Origin of the sequence: Sphingobacterium sp. E70 (assembly GCF_019285695.1) — a bacterium.
Lineage (GTDB): Bacteria > Bacteroidota > Bacteroidia > Sphingobacteriales > Sphingobacteriaceae > Sphingobacterium > Sphingobacterium detergens.
In genome coordinates this window covers 4,866,631-4,881,418 of the sequence record NZ_CP079104.1, presented here as the reverse complement: position 1 = coordinate 4,881,418, position 14,788 = coordinate 4,866,631, and the positions used below count along the sequence as shown (strand labels likewise).

Genomic DNA, 14,788 nt, shown 5'->3' with positions numbered 1-14,788 from the left:
CAAAAATCACAACAAAACATATTAGCAAATGATATTTTCATATTTTTGTATCAAATAACTGAATAAGAAAAATGATGCGATGTACAACAATCCGTACATGGCTTTTCAATTGACTCATATGGAGGGAAGAAAACTTTTAAATACCGAAGTTGCTATCAGCTTCGTTAAAGATACATTTGTCCAAGAATTAAAAAACAAGTTAAATCTGATTCCAATTTCATCACCATTGGTGGTCTTGGACGGCACAGGATTAAACGATGATCTGAATGGCATCGAGCGCCCTGTTTCCTTTCCGATCAAATCTTTAAATGAAAAGCGGGCAGTCGTGGTTCATTCCTTGGCAAAATGGAAAAGAGTGCGCTTAAAAGAGCTTGAAATGTTACCTGGTGAAGGTATTGTCACCGACATGAAAGCCCTTCGTCCAGACGAAGATTATACCCCTATACATTCCATTTATGTAGATCAATGGGACTGGGAAAAAGTAATCGGAAAAGAACAGCGTAATTTGGTTCTTCTGAAAGATACGGTACTCAATATATACGATTCACTTCGATTTACAGAATTACAGGTGGAGCGTAAATACCCACAGATAAAAGCAATCCTTCCGGAGACCATCACATTTATCTCCTCGGAAGAGTTATTGCAAAAATACCCCAACCTAAGTGCCAAAGAACGAGAAAATGCCATTACAAAAGAACACGGTGCGGTATTTCTGTACGGTATCGGTGGTGCACTGAGCAATGGAGTAGCACATGATGGTCGGGCGGCAGATTACGACGATTGAGTACTACAAATGAAGCTGGCTACAATGGTTTAAATGGTGATATCCTTGTTTGGAATCCAATTTTAAATTCAGCATTCGAACTTTCGTCCATGGGTATCCGTGTCGACAAAACGGCGTTAGCCCATCAGATGGAAATCAGAAATTGCAGCGAAAAGTCCAAACTGACGTTTCACAGTATGCTTCTTAACGATGAATTACCCGAATCTATGGGCGGTGGTATCGGTCAGTCTCGTGTCTGTATGTTTATGCTTAAGAAACAGCATATCGGCGAAGTGCAGGTCAGTATCTGGGAAGAAGATAAAAACAAGCTTTGCGCGAAGAAGGTATTGATATACTCTAAAACAATACTATTAAAGTATAATACATTGGATCATTAAAAAGCATTCTTTGCTATCAAGTCCAATATAAAAATCTGACAAAGGTAATCCATCGGAAAGAGGTGGGTTACCTTTTCGTTTTAATTAGTACTTTTGTGCTATGCAGCTAGAAGCTATTTTAAATAAATTCGGTATTTCATCCCTGAATGAAATGCAACAGAAGGTACTGGACACCTACCAACAAGACAAAGATCTCATCTTGCTCTCCCCTACTGGATCAGGAAAAACCTTAGCCTTTTCATTATTAATACTACAACAGCTAAAAGATATCCCGCGTGAAGTACAAGTGCTGGTTTTAGTCCCTACCCGTGAACTCGCCTTACAGATCGAGCAAGTCATCCGGAAACTGACAACAGGATACAAAGTGACCTGCGCCTATGGCGGACATAGCACACGTATCGAAAAAATGCATTCAAAGATGCTCCATCTATTCTAATTGGAACCCCGGTCGAATAAAACAGCATCTTGAAGAGGGGAATTTTGATCCGACCCAAATCCATACCCTCATACTGGATGAATTTGACAAGTCCCTGGAGCTTGGCTTTCATCAGCAAATGGATTTTATCATTCGGCACATGCCAAAAATTAAATCGCGCATATTGACCTCTGCAACAACAATGGAGACCATTCCGCCTTTTACGCAGATTCAGGATCCCGTTACTGTCGATTTCCTAAAAGATGCAAACAATATCCCGCGGATCACGATAAAAAAAGTAGTTGCCACCAGTCAAAAGAAACTAGAAGCGCTTTTAAAACTTATCTGCAAGATCGGTACAAAAAAATGATTATTTTTGCAACCATCGTGATGCTGTCGACCATATCAGCGACCTATTGGACAATCGTAATATCATTCATGACATCTTTCATGGTGGTCTGGAGCAGCAGGACCGAGAATTGGCACTGCTAAAATTCAGGAACCACTCCAACAATGTCCTGATTACGACAGACCTTGCTGCCCGGGGATTGGATATTCCTGAAGTGGATGCGATCATTCACTATCAGCTTCCACATAAAGAAGATGATTTTACACACCGCAATGGACGCACAGCGCGTATGCAGGCAAAAGGTGACGTATATATCATCTTAAAACCTGAAGAAAATTATCCTTATATTTTGGAAGATACGGCAGAAGAGGAGTTCCCGGACTTCTATGACCTGCCCGAAAATTCACCTTTCGCTACACTCTATGTCAGCGCCGGAAGGAAGGATAAGGTCAACAAAATTGACATTGTTGGCTTTCTGTTAAATCTGGATGGCATCGAAAAAGACGATATTGGAATTATCGAAGTCAAAGACAAAATTGCTTATGTTGCTGTCAAACGTAAACTGGCTTTAGCGATCATCAATGCCGCTAACGGTCAGAAAGTCAAAGGCCGAAAAGTGAAAGTCGGAAGAACATAGAAAGCATAACAAAGTATATTAAAAACATATAAAAAAAGAGGTTTGTTAAACAAACCTCTTTTTTTTTGTAGCGCATTGCGCTTTATTTGATTAATCCAAATCTTTTAAATAGCCCAGATAGCGTTGTACAGCTTCCCGTTTTTGATCCGTGAGATGAAAATCAAGATGTGCCGTTAAATATTTTGTATAGTCAAACCCTTCAAATTCGGGCAGCCCCGTAATTACATCGGTCGCATGGGCTACACCATAAGCGAGGGCATCATTGAAATCTTTCACAAATGATTCAGGTAACTTTTTATTGCTTACCCACAGGGCAAACGCAAACGGCAACCCTGTAAAATCAAACCATTCCTTCCCCAAGTCATAGACATAGGGTACAGTATTCTTTTTACCGAAAGTACGATCCCCGATCAGAACATAGGCATCTGGTTCCACACTGTCGTCTGTAATCAGCTGAACCTCGCGTTTCCAGTAATTCTTTAACAGCACACGGGCAAGGCCATTAGAAGTACGCGATTGCTTATCCAGTCTAAGGGTCTCCACCTCCGTAATAGGTTTATTGGAAAAAATAAACACCGAATCAACGGCACCTTCAGTTCCGATACAAAAATCCGTATTGATATAATATTCAGGAAGACTGAGTAGTGCGGCAGTCGGGATAATTCCCATATCTGCCTCGTCATCTATTACCTTTTGTGCGCAGGCACTTGGATAATCGACACTGAGATCAATCTGATCCATTACCTTTGATTTGCGTATTCCGTTCAAAAACGGATATGTGTTTGTATATGATACGGCTGAAACTCTAATTTTATTCATTCATCAATGCTTCTAAGTGGTCTGTATTATAATGGTCTATAATTTCAAATTGACCATTATTGTACAGCAATTTATATAAAGCAGTATTTGTGTGTGGAAAATCATCCATATATCGGGCATCAATAGCAGTCATCAGGCAAAGCATGATGCGTAGGGCACGACCATGCATGCAAACAAGGATATTTTCTTCATTTGCTTGGGCCAGCATATGGTCCAATGCAAGCTGTTGGCGTTCCATTAATGCGTTGGGAGATTCTCCATTTTCAATACTGACATCCATTCTCCGTTGCGCCATGCAGCGACCAATTGTTCAAAACCAGACAACAATTCAGGAGTCTGCTCTTTCCCTTCGTAGATTCCCAGCTAATTTCATCCAACCCGACAAGCTGTTCCCAGGGCACATTCTGGTCAATAAAGCCCTGTACCGTCTGATGGGTCCGTAATAAAGTCGAGGTGTATACTTTGTCAAAAGGCACTGTATTGTACCGTTCAAAGAAAGCCTGAGCCTGGGCCATGCCTGTTTCATTTAATGGAGAATCAACTCCTCTCCCTGCACGATGCCTTTTAGATTTAGATCAGTCTGTCCGTGTCGTATAAAATAAAATGTCTTTTTCAAAATGAATATGATCTAGTTTATGGGTTCACAACAGGTAGTGCGTAATAATTTTTCTTTTTGGTATCCTCTTCAAAGACAACATCATTATAGTCAGTCACCACGTTATACAATGTGTCGCGTTCAATGGGATGACGGCCTACCTTTTAATCAATTCCACAACCTCTTGAGTTGTCATTCCTGGTTTTTGCTCTTCCGCACCAGCCATACTGTATATTTTGGTCGTATCGTCCAAAGTACCATCAATATCATCCACACCAAAAGCCAGAGATAATTGCGCTGTATCTCTTGATATCATTGCCCAATAGGCTTTGATATGATCAAAATTATCCATGTAGATCCGTGCGATCGCATAATTTCTTAAATCTTCGATAACAGAAACCTCAGGGATATGTGACATCTGGTTCTCTTTATTCCGAAATTTCAATGGAATAAAAGTCTGAAGCCGCCCGTTTTATCCTGAAGCTGTCGCAAACGTTCCATATGGTCTACCCGATGCCAAAATTGTTCAATATGACCGTATAACATCGTCGCATTTGTATGCATACCCAGACGGTGAGCTTGCTCGTGAATATCTAACCACTGCTCAGCTGTACACTTATCATGCGCAATCTGCTCCCGGATTTCAGGATGAAAGATTTCAGCGCCACCACCGGGCATTGAGTCGAGTCCACAAGACTGCAAATATTTCAGTCCGTCATAGTGGCTCAACTTTGCTTTCTTGAAAATATAATAATATTCTACTGGTGTGAGTCCCTTAATATGTAATTCGGGTCGATGTGCTTTACATCTTTTAAAGAAGTCTGCATAAAATTCGAGATTTTGCTTTGGCACAACCCCACCTGTAATATGCACTTCGGTAACGGCTTCATTGTCATATTTCTTCACGATATCCATCATGCCATCGACTTCCATTTCCCAACCTTCAGCGCGCTCTTTGATCAGTCTGGAATAGGAACAGAATTTGCAGTCATATACACAGACATTCGTAGGCTCAATGTGAAAATTACGGTTAAAGAAGGTATGATCGCCATGACGTTTCTCACGGATATAATTGGCGAGAACACCAAGATAGCCTAATTCACCTTTTTCGTATAAAAGAACTCCTTCATCAAAAGTGATACGCTCCTCTCGCAAAACTTTCTCGGCTATATTTCTTAATTCAACGTCTAAATGTTTATCATTGATCAAGAAATTTAATTTATCTATTGCGTTCATTAATGTATCTCCTATCTTAAACAAATGTACCTAAAAGGCGACAAAAGTTATAATAAAATGTGATAACACTCATTCAGGATTGCGTCATGTTTAGTCCTCGAAAGACAAATAAAACTTTCCTAAAACGACATGCTTAGTCGGTAAATTGCTGCATCTCAATTAACTTCTTATATAAGCCATTATGCTGTAGCAATTCACTATGGCTACCTGTTTCAACAATTTTCCCAGCTTCGATGACCACAATCTTATCTGCATTTTGAATGGTGCTCAAACGATGCGCAATCACGACTGTGGTCCGATTATCCATCAATTTATAGAGGGAATCTTGTACTAATTTTTCGGATTCGGTATCCAGGGCCGAAGTGGCCTCATCGAGCAGCATAATCGGTGGGTTTTTCAATACCGCCCGTGCAATACAGATCCGCTGACGCTGCCCACCCGACAATTTACCGCCACGATCACCAATATTGGTTTGGTACCCCTGATCTGTCTTTAGAATAAACTCATGTGCATTGGCTATTTTTGCTGCTGCTTCGATTTCCTCCTGACTAGCGGCTAGATTGGCAAATGCGATATTATTGAAAATCGTATCATTAAATAAAATGGATTCCTGATTGACCACCCCGATCATACTCCGTAAAGAATCCTGATCCAGATCCCTTAGATCTATACCGTCAAAAAGGATCTGTCCGTCAGTGACATCCATAAATCGTGGGATGAGATCCACCAATGTTGATTTCCCGCCACCTGAAGGACCAACCAAAGCCACTACTTTTCCCTTTTCAATCTCAAGGTCTATCCCCTGAAGGATCTTCTTATCTTTTGTATAAGCGAAATTTACATCTTTGAAAACAATACGTTGCTCAAAGCTTTCGACCTTTTTCGCATTCGGTTTGTCGGTCACCTCACTGCGTTCATCAACTAATTCCAACACCCGTTCTCCTGCTGCAAGACCATTATGAATACCACTAAAAGCATCTGTCAATGCTTTTGCCGGGCGCATCACTTGCGAGAAAATGGCTATATAAGCGATAAATGCAGGTGCTGTCAAACTTTTATCTCCAGATAGCACCAAATGCCCACCATACAACAAAATAATGGCAACCATCATCACTCCAAGCAGCTCCGAAACCGGAGAACTCAATTGTTGTCTCTTCGCCATTGCCCGACCAATATTGGCATATCGTTCGTTCTCATTATGAAATCTATTTTTGATAAAAGAGACTGCATTAAAGGCTTTGATGATTTTGATACCCGATAATGCTTCATCCAGATAGGATATCATATTTCCATAGGATTCCTGAGCTGAACGCGCCTGGCTTTTTAAATTTTTTACAATTCGTGCTATAAAAAATGCTGAAATCGGAATAACCAACAAAGAAAAGAAGGTCAGCTTGGCCGAGATATTAAACAACATCACAATATAGGCGATCAGCTGCAAAGGTTCTTTGAATACGACTTGTAAAGTACCCGTAACGGAATACTGCACAACCTGTACATCGGAAGCAACCTTGGAAACGATATCTCCTTTCCGCTGTCCCGTAAAATAACCGACATGCAGATCCATCACATTGTCAAATACTGCCCTGCGTAGTTTCAACAAGGTGTGGATACGAAAATTTTCCATAATCCGCTGGCAGAAATAACGAAAAAGATTACTGATAAATACGGAGATTACGATAACAATACAAACGTACTTTAATGCCCCATAAGCACCAAGTTGGTTATTTGCTACATTCGCATAGTAATTAAACCAAGCCAAAATATCCGTATAAGTCTCGGGTTTTACAACTTCAGTGACAGATTTACCGGAATTAAAAAGTGTGTGGAGTAATGGAGCGAGTAATGCTAAATTTAAAGTGCTAAAAACAACCGTAATCAAGGTGCAGATTACATAAGGAATCGCAAATTTCTCAATGGGTTTAGCAAATGATAAGAGCCTAAAATATGTTTTCATTTATTTTGAACTAAGACAAATTAATTTGATACAAAAAAATAATTTGTCGCCCTCTCCTCTTCCATTAAAATTCTATTAAGCGAGGAAATTGAACAAAAATAACAAATTAATCAAGAAAAGCACTCATACAGTTCTATTCAATAAAATTCCCAAGGGTCAGTGTGAAACGATGAACATGCTATTCATTTGAAAAAAGACAAAAATAGCTACTTTTTATAGATAATTCCCTAATTTAGCTTCATTCAAATACCAAAATTATTAAAAATAAAATGCAAATAGACGTTGCCAAAAGATTGCAGCAAACTGAAGAATACTACTTCTCGAAAAAACTAAGGGAAATAGATGAGCTTAACAAACAGGGTGCACGTGTAATCAATCTAGGAATTGAAGTCCTGACTTACCCCTCACCCGGAGGTAATAGCGACATTGAATACGAATGCCCAACTTCCAAATGTACATGGCTATCAAAATTACAAAGGAGCTCCAGCTTTAAGACAGGCTGTTGCCGATTGGTATCAACGCTATTATCAAGCCACTTTTAATCCCAATACGGAAATCTTACCACTGATTGGATCGAAAGAAGGTATTGTCCATATTTGCATGACCTACCTACAGGAAGGAGACAAAGCTTTAATCCCCAATCCCGGCTACCCGGCCTATGCTGCGGCTGTAAGATTGAGTGGGGCGGAGTCGATCACCTATAAGCTTACGCAGGAAAAAAATTGGCTGATTGACTTTGACGAACTTCGGAAACAAGATCTGTCAAACGTCAAGTTAATGTGGATCAATTATCCGCACATGCCTACGGGTGCCTCAGCATCGGATGCGTTTTATAAAGAACTGATTGAATTTGCAAAGGAATTCAATATTCTTATCTGTCATGACAATCCCTATAGTTTTATCCTGACGGACAAACCACGTAGTATCATGAGCGTGGAAGGCGCAAAAGAGGTCGCGATAGAATTAAATTCATTGAGCAAATCATCCAATATGGCTGGTTGGAGAGTCGGAGCATTGGTTGGTAGCGAAGAGCGTATCAACCAGGTGTTACGTTTTAAAAGCAATATGGATTCCGGGATGTTTTTACCTGTTCAATTGGCGGCGGCAAAAGCCTTACAACTGGAAGCTTCATGGTATCAAGATCTTAATAAAATTTATGCAGATAGACGTCTTAAAGTCTATGAAATCATGAACTTACTGGGCTGTTCATACCAAAAAGATCAGGTTGGTTTATTTGTATGGGCTCAAATCCCGAATTCCTATAAGGATGGTTATGCGCTTAGCGATGCTGTCTTGGACAAAGCACGCGTGTTTATCACACCGGGAGGGATTTTTGGAGATGGAGGAAATCAGTATATCCGCATCAGTCTCTGTGCGACAGTAGAAGTTCTTGAAGAATCCATCCAACGTATTAAGGATAACTTCTAGACACATTTTTCAAAATTAACATTTCAATCCGATGAAATATCCGCGATTACAGCAGACAAATAAATAGAATCCGGGTATTTCATTATGGGCTTTGAAAGACAAACACGAATAAATAATTATTCACATATGAATATTGCCATCGTAGGCGTAGGCTTAATTGGCGGCTCAGTTGCCATCCGCTTAAAAGAAACAAAATTCTGCAGTAAGATCATTGGTGTAGATAAAAGCGAAAAAAATCTTGATAAAGCCAAGCAGATAGGCTTTATCGACGAAGCAATGACTTTGGAAGAAGCAATAAAGAACTGTAAGGTACTTATATTGACTATTCCCGTTGATGCGATTTTGCAGGTAGTTCCTCAGATCCTCGATCAGGTGACGGACCAGGTCGTTATTGATATGGGGTCTACCAAGACTAACATACTGAACAAAATCAAAGATCACCCCAATAGAGGTCGCTATATTGCAGCTCACCCGATGGCTGGTACGGAATATTCTGGCCCTGAAGCAGCCGTAGCAGGCCTTTTCAAGGGCAAGATGATGGTCTATGTTGAGGCCTTTAGAACGGATGAAGATGCATTCGAAGTTACTGATGCGATCACGGATCAACTGGAGATGCGTACCTGCTTCATGAATGCGGACGAACACGATGTGCATACAGCTTATGTTTCGCATATCTCCCACCTTACTTCATTCGCATTAGCATTGACAGTATTGGAAAAGGAGAAATCGCAGGGGCGTATATTTGAGCTGGCAGGATCAGGTTTTGAATCTACAGTCCGTCTGGCTAAAAGTTCACCCGATATGTGGACACCTATCTTCAAACAGAATCGCGAAAATGTACTGGAAGTCCTGGAAGAGCATATCAAACAATTGCAATCCTTACATGATTCAATCGCCAGCGAAGATTATGACAAGTTGCATAAACTCATCAAGCGTTCAAATAAGATTAAACGTATCATTAAGTAGGGTCTGAACTGGTTTAACATAGAACAATCACAGGCTCCCGTGGAGCTCAACTAAAAATACAAACGGGCTATCCAAATTCGGATAGCCCCGTTTCTATTTAATTGTATTCATGCTCCCCGCAGTCTCTATTCAATTCTCCTGGGGAAGCTTTTCTTTTTATGGTTTTATTCGTCTTCCAATTCATTAAACTTATCTAAATCGAGCTTGGCCCCACTGCATCACCGAGCTTTTCTTTGATAGCAGCACGATAAGAATATAAATCCGAATAATAAGGATTCAAGTCAATAGCTGTAGAATAATCTACCAATGCGCCATGCATGTCCTCCAGTTTTCCCTTGAGATCTGCCCGCAAAGAATACACATAAAAGTCATCAGGATTCAGTTCGACCAAACGGTCGAAATCAGACAATGCCTCAGGTAGACAGCCCAGACGTTCCAATAAGGAAGCCCGTTCTTCATACACAATAGATGAGTTGCTGTCATTTTCTTCCGCTTTCGCATAATCGTTAAGTGCTTTTTCGGAATAGCGGTAAGATTCAAACACCTTAGCACGGAATACATAGGCAGCAGTTTGATTTTCATCCAGCTCGATCGCCCGATTAAAATCATTTAAAGCCAACTCAAAGCAGGTCAATTTTAGATAGAGACTTCCTCTGAAAACAAAGAGGTTACTATCTCCTGTTGTATTTTTATTGATGGCCGAGGTATACAATTCGATCGCCTTCAGATAATCATAACAATGGACGTATTCAAGTCCTAATGAATTCAGCTCGTCCGTACTGAGTTCTTTGGGTGTAGATTCCAGCTCTTGAATAACCAGATTTTCGGCTTCAAAATAGCTCAATTCGGCCTGATTTTCCTGCCATTCCAATACACTGTGATAATTAAAATCCAATCTTTTGGCAATCTGGTAATCATAAAATGCGCCCTCATCTTCGCCAATCAAGCGATAGACCAAGCATCGGCTTGCGTAAAAATAAGGTTCCTCTTTAAAGGATTCAATTGCCCTACTATAAACAGCGATTGCTTCTTCGTAGGCTTTTATCTTAAAATAATAGAGTCCAAGGTAACTGTATGCCAGCGCACTGTTTGACAGCGCGATGACCTCCTCCAGGACTTGCACAGGATCGTTATCAGCAATAATCCCCATCGAAAAGCCCTTTAACAGGAGCTTGATGCCTTCTTGTTGGATGTGATCAAACTCATCCGGGGAAAAGGGAATGATATCCGTTGGAAAAAAAAGACGAAATTGGCAAAAAGAAAATTTAGCAAGCAATACAGGTGAGGAAGTTTAAAATCCGCTGCTGTAACAGCATCGCCCCGAAGGGTAACAGATAGATTTGATATCATTAGCTTCATACCCAAAACTAAGCTAAATTTCAATACAAAAGAAATTTAACCGCCTCGCTTTCCTACTTAAATAGAAACGATTTAATTCAGTTCACCGGTCAAATAGAGATATTTGTACCGAACGATATCCCTCGAATTCGTAAATCTGACTAGCTTTTCACGTTTAAAGACATAATTAGAAACCTTATCTTCCATTAAACGTAAGAACTCAACAAACTCCGCGAAAAAGCTTTGGCGTTCACCGGCTGTGAACTGACTATTTCTTACAATCCAAAAAAACTGGTCTTCATTGACATGAAAAGACACTTCATTTTTCTTCTCTTTTCGAAAAATAAAAATCGGGTCATTTTCTTGGTTAATAAATAAAGCAAAACCGGTATTTCCACCATCCAGGTTTACCACAAAAGCGGAAAAATAAACGGTACCTATCTGTAAATTTTCCAGACAAATTAATTTATGCAACATCAGGTTGGCAGTTAGATCACCTAAAAGTATTAAGTTTTTATTAAAAAACAAAAAAGACCCACAATAATGTGAGTCTTTTTAATACTAAATAGGGTATCTTATTAGAATGTGAATTTCACTGAAGCGTTCCAGGTTCTTCCTAGACCGATCAATACTGTGTTAGAGGTATTGATTCCATTCCAATATTCATTCGTCTCGCCGGCCTTCGTGTTTTCAAAAATATTTGTAGTCGCCTCAGAAATATAGAACTTGTTCAATAAGTTATTGATGTTAAATCTAAAACTTATTGCGTTTTTATCACTGATATCTATTTTATAAGAAACACCTGCATCAACAAGTTGGTAGGAAGGCAATTCTAATACTTTGCCCTGACCAGCTTGTCTTGAAGAATACAAACGATCGTAAGATCTCCAGTCTCCATCAACAGATAAACCTCTTGTGATAAAATACTTGGCACCTAAACCATAGGTTGTTTGCGCAGCATCCCCAACTTGACCACCAGTTAAATCGACCTTTTCGGTTGCCAATTCTACCCGGTTTTCATTACGGACAATTGAAACTGATTCGCCATCATATTTCCAATCACCGATAGACGCAAAACCTTTAACAGTAAATCCTCTGAACGGACGAGCAGCAAAATCCAACTCTACCCCTTTGTGGTTCTGTTTTACACCATAATTTGAGAAATAAAGATAATCTCCCTCTACTAAGATGTTCGGATCATTGGTTGGATTATACTTTGCAACATCTGCTTTTGAAGCATTTCTTGAGTTACCAGTCACCCTATTTTCCCATGTTGTCTTATAAGCATTCACATTCACATCAATGTATCTTGACATAAATTTATACCCTAATTCAAGACCTAAGATCTTCTCGTTCTCCGCATAAGGGTTCACGTCATTTCTATAGTTCATGAAGATATTGTTCTGATAAGGCTGACGTGAATAGTAACCAGCATTAGCAAAAAGACTATGTTTGCCTAAGGTATAGCTTACACCTCCTTTGGTGTTATATCCAAAATTATTAACATTTTCCGATTTTGAGTTCTCGGGTTTCTCTAAATAATATTCTCTACGGCTATTTTGCTGTTGCGAAACTGACCCTTGGAAAAACGCTGTAAAACCATTTTTAGCATATTCCAATTGACCAAATAAGCCGCCGTAACGGATCATTTGCTCATAATCCCATGCTAATCTATTTTCTGTCGATTTCGGTTGGCTTGAAAATGCCTTCCATGGATTGGTTGAATAAGTTTCTGTAATAAAGACATTATTGCCCAAGTTTACGTTACCTACGTTGGCAATTGATGACTGACCCAACATATCCGTTACCTGACGATAGTGCTCACCTTTATAATCACGCAAATCGAATCCAACATTGAAATTTAAATTCTCATTTAATTTACGGTTATAGTTAGAAACGATACCATACCACTGGTGATTGTTTACATCAGCTGCTAGGTAAGGGCCTTTATTGAATTTATCTGTTCTCTTGGTTTGACCACCACCACTCGCTACTGAAGCATAAACAACGGTAGATAATGAAGATTTATCATCAATAGTCCAGTCCCAGTTGAAATTGGCTACCGGTTTATGGTAGTAATTTTACGGTAGTTAACTTCGGTACCATTAACTGTCTCGACATTACTATTGTATCTTCTTCCATTTTTCAAGTAGTTGTCCAATGTTGAAGTGAAACCTTGATTATGCCATTGTGGAGCACCAGTAACCATTAAGTTAAAGTTATGCTTATCGCTCGCTTTATAACCCACAGACAAGAAATAATTTTGTCCCTGCCCTTGCGTACCATTCACATATCCATCACCGGACCAATGCGTAAACATTGCTGAAACAGCAAAACCGTTTTTCATCATTCCAGTACTATAGCCTACAGTTCCTTTCATCAACATATCATTACCGACTGTCGTCCGCACAAAACCGCCTTCTTTCATATCTGTGGACTTGGTTACAAAGTTGATTGTTCCCCCTACAGATGAAATCGCTAGTTTGGAAGAACCCAAACCACGTTGGATCTGTACCAAAGAAGCAATATCTGTAAGGCCAGACCAGTTAGACCAATATACACGGCCATTATCCATTCCATTCACCGGCTGACCATTCAATAAAAATGCTGTATTGATTGGTCAAAACCACGTGTAGTCATTGAAGATTCACCAAAACCTTTCGCCTGCCCTGTAATGTAAACTGATGGCGTATTCGCCAAAGTTGACGTGATATCTTGCGCACCTACTTTTTCTTCAATTTCAAGTCTATTAATCGTTGAAACTGCGATAGGCGTTTTTCTCCCAGCAGCAATATCAATAACACCATGACCAACAACAACAACCTCATCTAAATCCGTTGAAGTACCCTCCGAAAAAGTCGGATTAATATTCAACGATTCGCCCGATTTCAACATGATGTTTTCAATGACAACTGGTTTTTCACCAATGTAGGTCACTTCAACTTTGTAGGGACCTCCCTCTTGAAGATTTGAAATTTGAAATTTTCCTTGAGCATCAGCTGAGCCGCTTACAACTTGTCCACTTGGGATGTGGGTAATTTTAATGGTTGCTCCTTTAACTGTTTGTCCAGTAGCCTCTTTTACAACTCCTGAAACCGAACTAGTATTTGCCGTTTGTGCATGAACCGCGCCATAGCTAGCAAAAACAAGTGCAAAAAAAAGTAAAGACTTTTTCATCTTAGATGTGATTGTTTTGTTTTTGTGCCGCAAAATTAGGAATTGATTGTCTTTTTAACTAATTTTAACACTAGCACAACTGTAAACAGTCCGTTTATATTAACTTCAAATTTTAATCTTCCATAGATTAAGCTTGATTTTAGAATCAAAACAGCAAGTCAAAATTAAGCCCGTTAATAGGAATACAACAAAAACATTGTTTTAATGAAAATATATCAAAAGTAGTTAGAATAAAATTTTGTCTCCTTTGAATAAGTCAACACATTCTTTTATTTCTGTTTTTTATCCGGATATCTACCTGAGACATCCTTTATTATTACAGCGGAGCATAAGGTCTTAGCGTTTTTAATCAAACACAGCATCCCTAAGATCAAAATGGCTATATTTAAGTACTAATAAAAAACTATGTTGTCCATTGAACAAGCTTACGCAGGTGTTCTTGAACCTGCATTGATTGAAGAAATTATAAAGAATGCTCGCATCAAAACTTTCCGTGAAGGCGACCTCATCATCGATACCGATCAATACATCAGCGCAATGCCCTTATTGTTAGCGGGAGCGATCAAAGTCGTCCGCGAGGATGAAGCCAGAGGAGAACTCTTACTCTATTATCTTGAACAGGGACAGACCTGTACTATGTCTATCGCCTGTTGTCTGGGAAATAAAAAAGTGAAATTCGGGCTCGGGCTGAAAAGGATACAACCGTAGCC

General features: G+C 39.6%; 16 protein-coding genes and 3 pseudogenes. 9 read left to right on the top strand and 10 right to left on the bottom strand.

Going from position 1 to position 14,788, the window contains the following annotated elements; genetic code table 11:
* Positions 1–79: 79 nt before the first annotated feature.
* The 6 genes and pseudogenes from KUH03_RS34895 to KUH03_RS34870 all read left to right on the top strand — a co-directional run bounded on the left by KUH03_RS34895 (position 80) and on the right by KUH03_RS34870 (position 2,562).
* On the top strand, positions 80–784 hold the full coding sequence (locus KUH03_RS34895; protein WP_257089100.1) for a hypothetical protein: 705 nt from the start codon (positions 80–82) through the stop codon (positions 782–784).
* Positions 781–1,161 (top strand): hypothetical protein, encoded by a 381-nt coding sequence (locus KUH03_RS34890; protein ID WP_257089098.1) that lies wholly within the window; start codon positions 781–783, stop codon positions 1,159–1,161. The genes KUH03_RS34895 and KUH03_RS34890 overlap by 4 nt, the downstream gene beginning before the upstream one ends.
* Positions 1,162–1,261: 100 nt before the next feature.
* Complete coding sequence (locus KUH03_RS34885; RefSeq protein WP_257089096.1) at positions 1,262–1,597, top strand: DEAD/DEAH box helicase; 336 nt, start codon at positions 1,262–1,264, stop codon at positions 1,595–1,597.
* Positions 1,539–1,721, top strand: a pseudogene (locus KUH03_RS34880) (hypothetical protein); the annotation flags it as partial. The gene KUH03_RS34885 and the pseudogene KUH03_RS34880, both read left to right, overlap by 59 nt.
* A gap of 15 nt (positions 1,722–1,736) precedes the next feature.
* On the top strand, positions 1,737–1,946 hold the full coding sequence (locus tag KUH03_RS34875) for a hypothetical protein (protein WP_257098068.1): 210 nt from the start codon (positions 1,737–1,739) through the stop codon (positions 1,944–1,946).
* Between the two features lie 46 nt (positions 1,947–1,992).
* Positions 1,993–2,562: a DbpA RNA binding domain-containing protein gene (locus tag KUH03_RS34870; protein WP_257089093.1), complete on the top strand. Its 570-nt coding sequence runs from the start codon at positions 1,993–1,995 to the stop codon at positions 2,560–2,562.
* Positions 2,563–2,652: 90 nt separating this feature from the next.
* Here the strand turns inward: KUH03_RS34870 and KUH03_RS34865 are convergent, their stop codons facing one another.
* From KUH03_RS34865 to KUH03_RS34845, 5 genes and pseudogenes are all read right to left on the bottom strand, one after another.
* Positions 2,653–3,381 (bottom strand): menaquinone biosynthetic enzyme MqnA/MqnD family protein, encoded by a 729-nt coding sequence (locus KUH03_RS34865; protein WP_257089091.1) that lies wholly within the window; start codon positions 3,379–3,381, stop codon positions 2,653–2,655.
* Positions 3,374–3,676, bottom strand: a complete 303-nt coding sequence (locus tag KUH03_RS34860) for a histidine phosphatase family protein (protein WP_257089089.1) — start codon at positions 3,674–3,676, stop codon at positions 3,374–3,376. The genes KUH03_RS34865 and KUH03_RS34860 overlap by 8 nt, the downstream gene beginning before the upstream one ends.
* Positions 3,645–3,896 carry a histidine phosphatase family protein gene (locus tag KUH03_RS34855; protein WP_257089087.1) on the bottom strand — a complete coding sequence of 84 codons (252 nt, stop codon included), beginning with the start codon at positions 3,894–3,896 and terminating at the stop codon, positions 3,645–3,647. Before KUH03_RS34855 ends, KUH03_RS34860 begins: the two co-directional genes overlap by 32 nt.
* 118 nt (positions 3,897–4,014) lie before the next feature.
* Positions 4,015–5,212: pseudogene (locus tag KUH03_RS34850) on the bottom strand (radical SAM protein).
* A gap of 133 nt (positions 5,213–5,345) precedes the next feature.
* Entirely contained in the window at positions 5,346–7,169 is a 1,824-nt protein-coding gene (locus KUH03_RS34845) for an ABC transporter ATP-binding protein (protein WP_257089085.1), read from the bottom strand.
* Positions 7,170–7,595: 426 nt separating this feature from the next.
* Between KUH03_RS34845 and KUH03_RS34840 the strand changes: the two genes are divergently transcribed.
* Both KUH03_RS34840 and KUH03_RS34835 read left to right on the top strand, forming a co-directional pair.
* On the top strand, positions 7,596–8,597 hold the full coding sequence (locus tag KUH03_RS34840; RefSeq protein WP_257089083.1) for a pyridoxal phosphate-dependent aminotransferase: 1,002 nt from the start codon (positions 7,596–7,598) through the stop codon (positions 8,595–8,597).
* Positions 8,598–8,681: 84 nt separating this feature from the next.
* The gene (locus KUH03_RS34835) at positions 8,682–9,563 is read left to right on the top strand and encodes a prephenate dehydrogenase (protein ID WP_257089081.1); all 882 of its coding nucleotides are present in this window, start codon (positions 8,682–8,684) and stop codon (positions 9,561–9,563) included.
* 193 nt (positions 9,564–9,756) lie between these two features.
* Here the strand turns inward: KUH03_RS34835 and KUH03_RS34830 are convergent, their stop codons facing one another.
* The 5 genes and pseudogenes from KUH03_RS34830 to KUH03_RS34810 all read right to left on the bottom strand — a co-directional run bounded on the left by KUH03_RS34830 (position 9,757) and on the right by KUH03_RS34810 (position 14,078).
* Positions 9,757–10,713: a tetratricopeptide repeat protein gene (locus tag KUH03_RS34830; RefSeq protein WP_257089079.1), complete on the bottom strand. Its 957-nt coding sequence runs from the start codon at positions 10,711–10,713 to the stop codon at positions 9,757–9,759.
* A gap of 281 nt (positions 10,714–10,994) precedes the next feature.
* Complete coding sequence (locus KUH03_RS34825; protein WP_120258474.1) at positions 10,995–11,378, bottom strand: hypothetical protein; 384 nt, start codon at positions 11,376–11,378, stop codon at positions 10,995–10,997.
* 101 nt (positions 11,379–11,479) lie between these two features.
* Positions 11,480–12,949, bottom strand: a pseudogene (locus tag KUH03_RS34820) (TonB-dependent receptor domain-containing protein); the annotation flags it as partial.
* 11 nt (positions 12,950–12,960) lie between these two features.
* The gene (locus KUH03_RS34815) at positions 12,961–13,500 is read right to left on the bottom strand and encodes a hypothetical protein (RefSeq protein WP_257089075.1); all 540 of its coding nucleotides are present in this window, start codon (positions 13,498–13,500) and stop codon (positions 12,961–12,963) included.
* Positions 13,497–14,078 (bottom strand): carboxypeptidase-like regulatory domain-containing protein, encoded by a 582-nt coding sequence (locus tag KUH03_RS34810; RefSeq protein ID WP_257089073.1) that lies wholly within the window; start codon positions 14,076–14,078, stop codon positions 13,497–13,499. Before KUH03_RS34810 ends, KUH03_RS34815 begins: the two co-directional genes overlap by 4 nt.
* Positions 14,079–14,483: 405 nt before the next feature.
* On the opposite strand from KUH03_RS34810, the gene KUH03_RS34805 reads away from it, so the two are divergent.
* Positions 14,484–14,786 carry a hypothetical protein gene (locus KUH03_RS34805; RefSeq protein WP_257089071.1) on the top strand — a complete coding sequence of 101 codons (303 nt, stop codon included), beginning with the start codon at positions 14,484–14,486 and terminating at the stop codon, positions 14,784–14,786.
* The last annotated feature ends 2 nt before the right edge of the window (positions 14,787–14,788 follow it).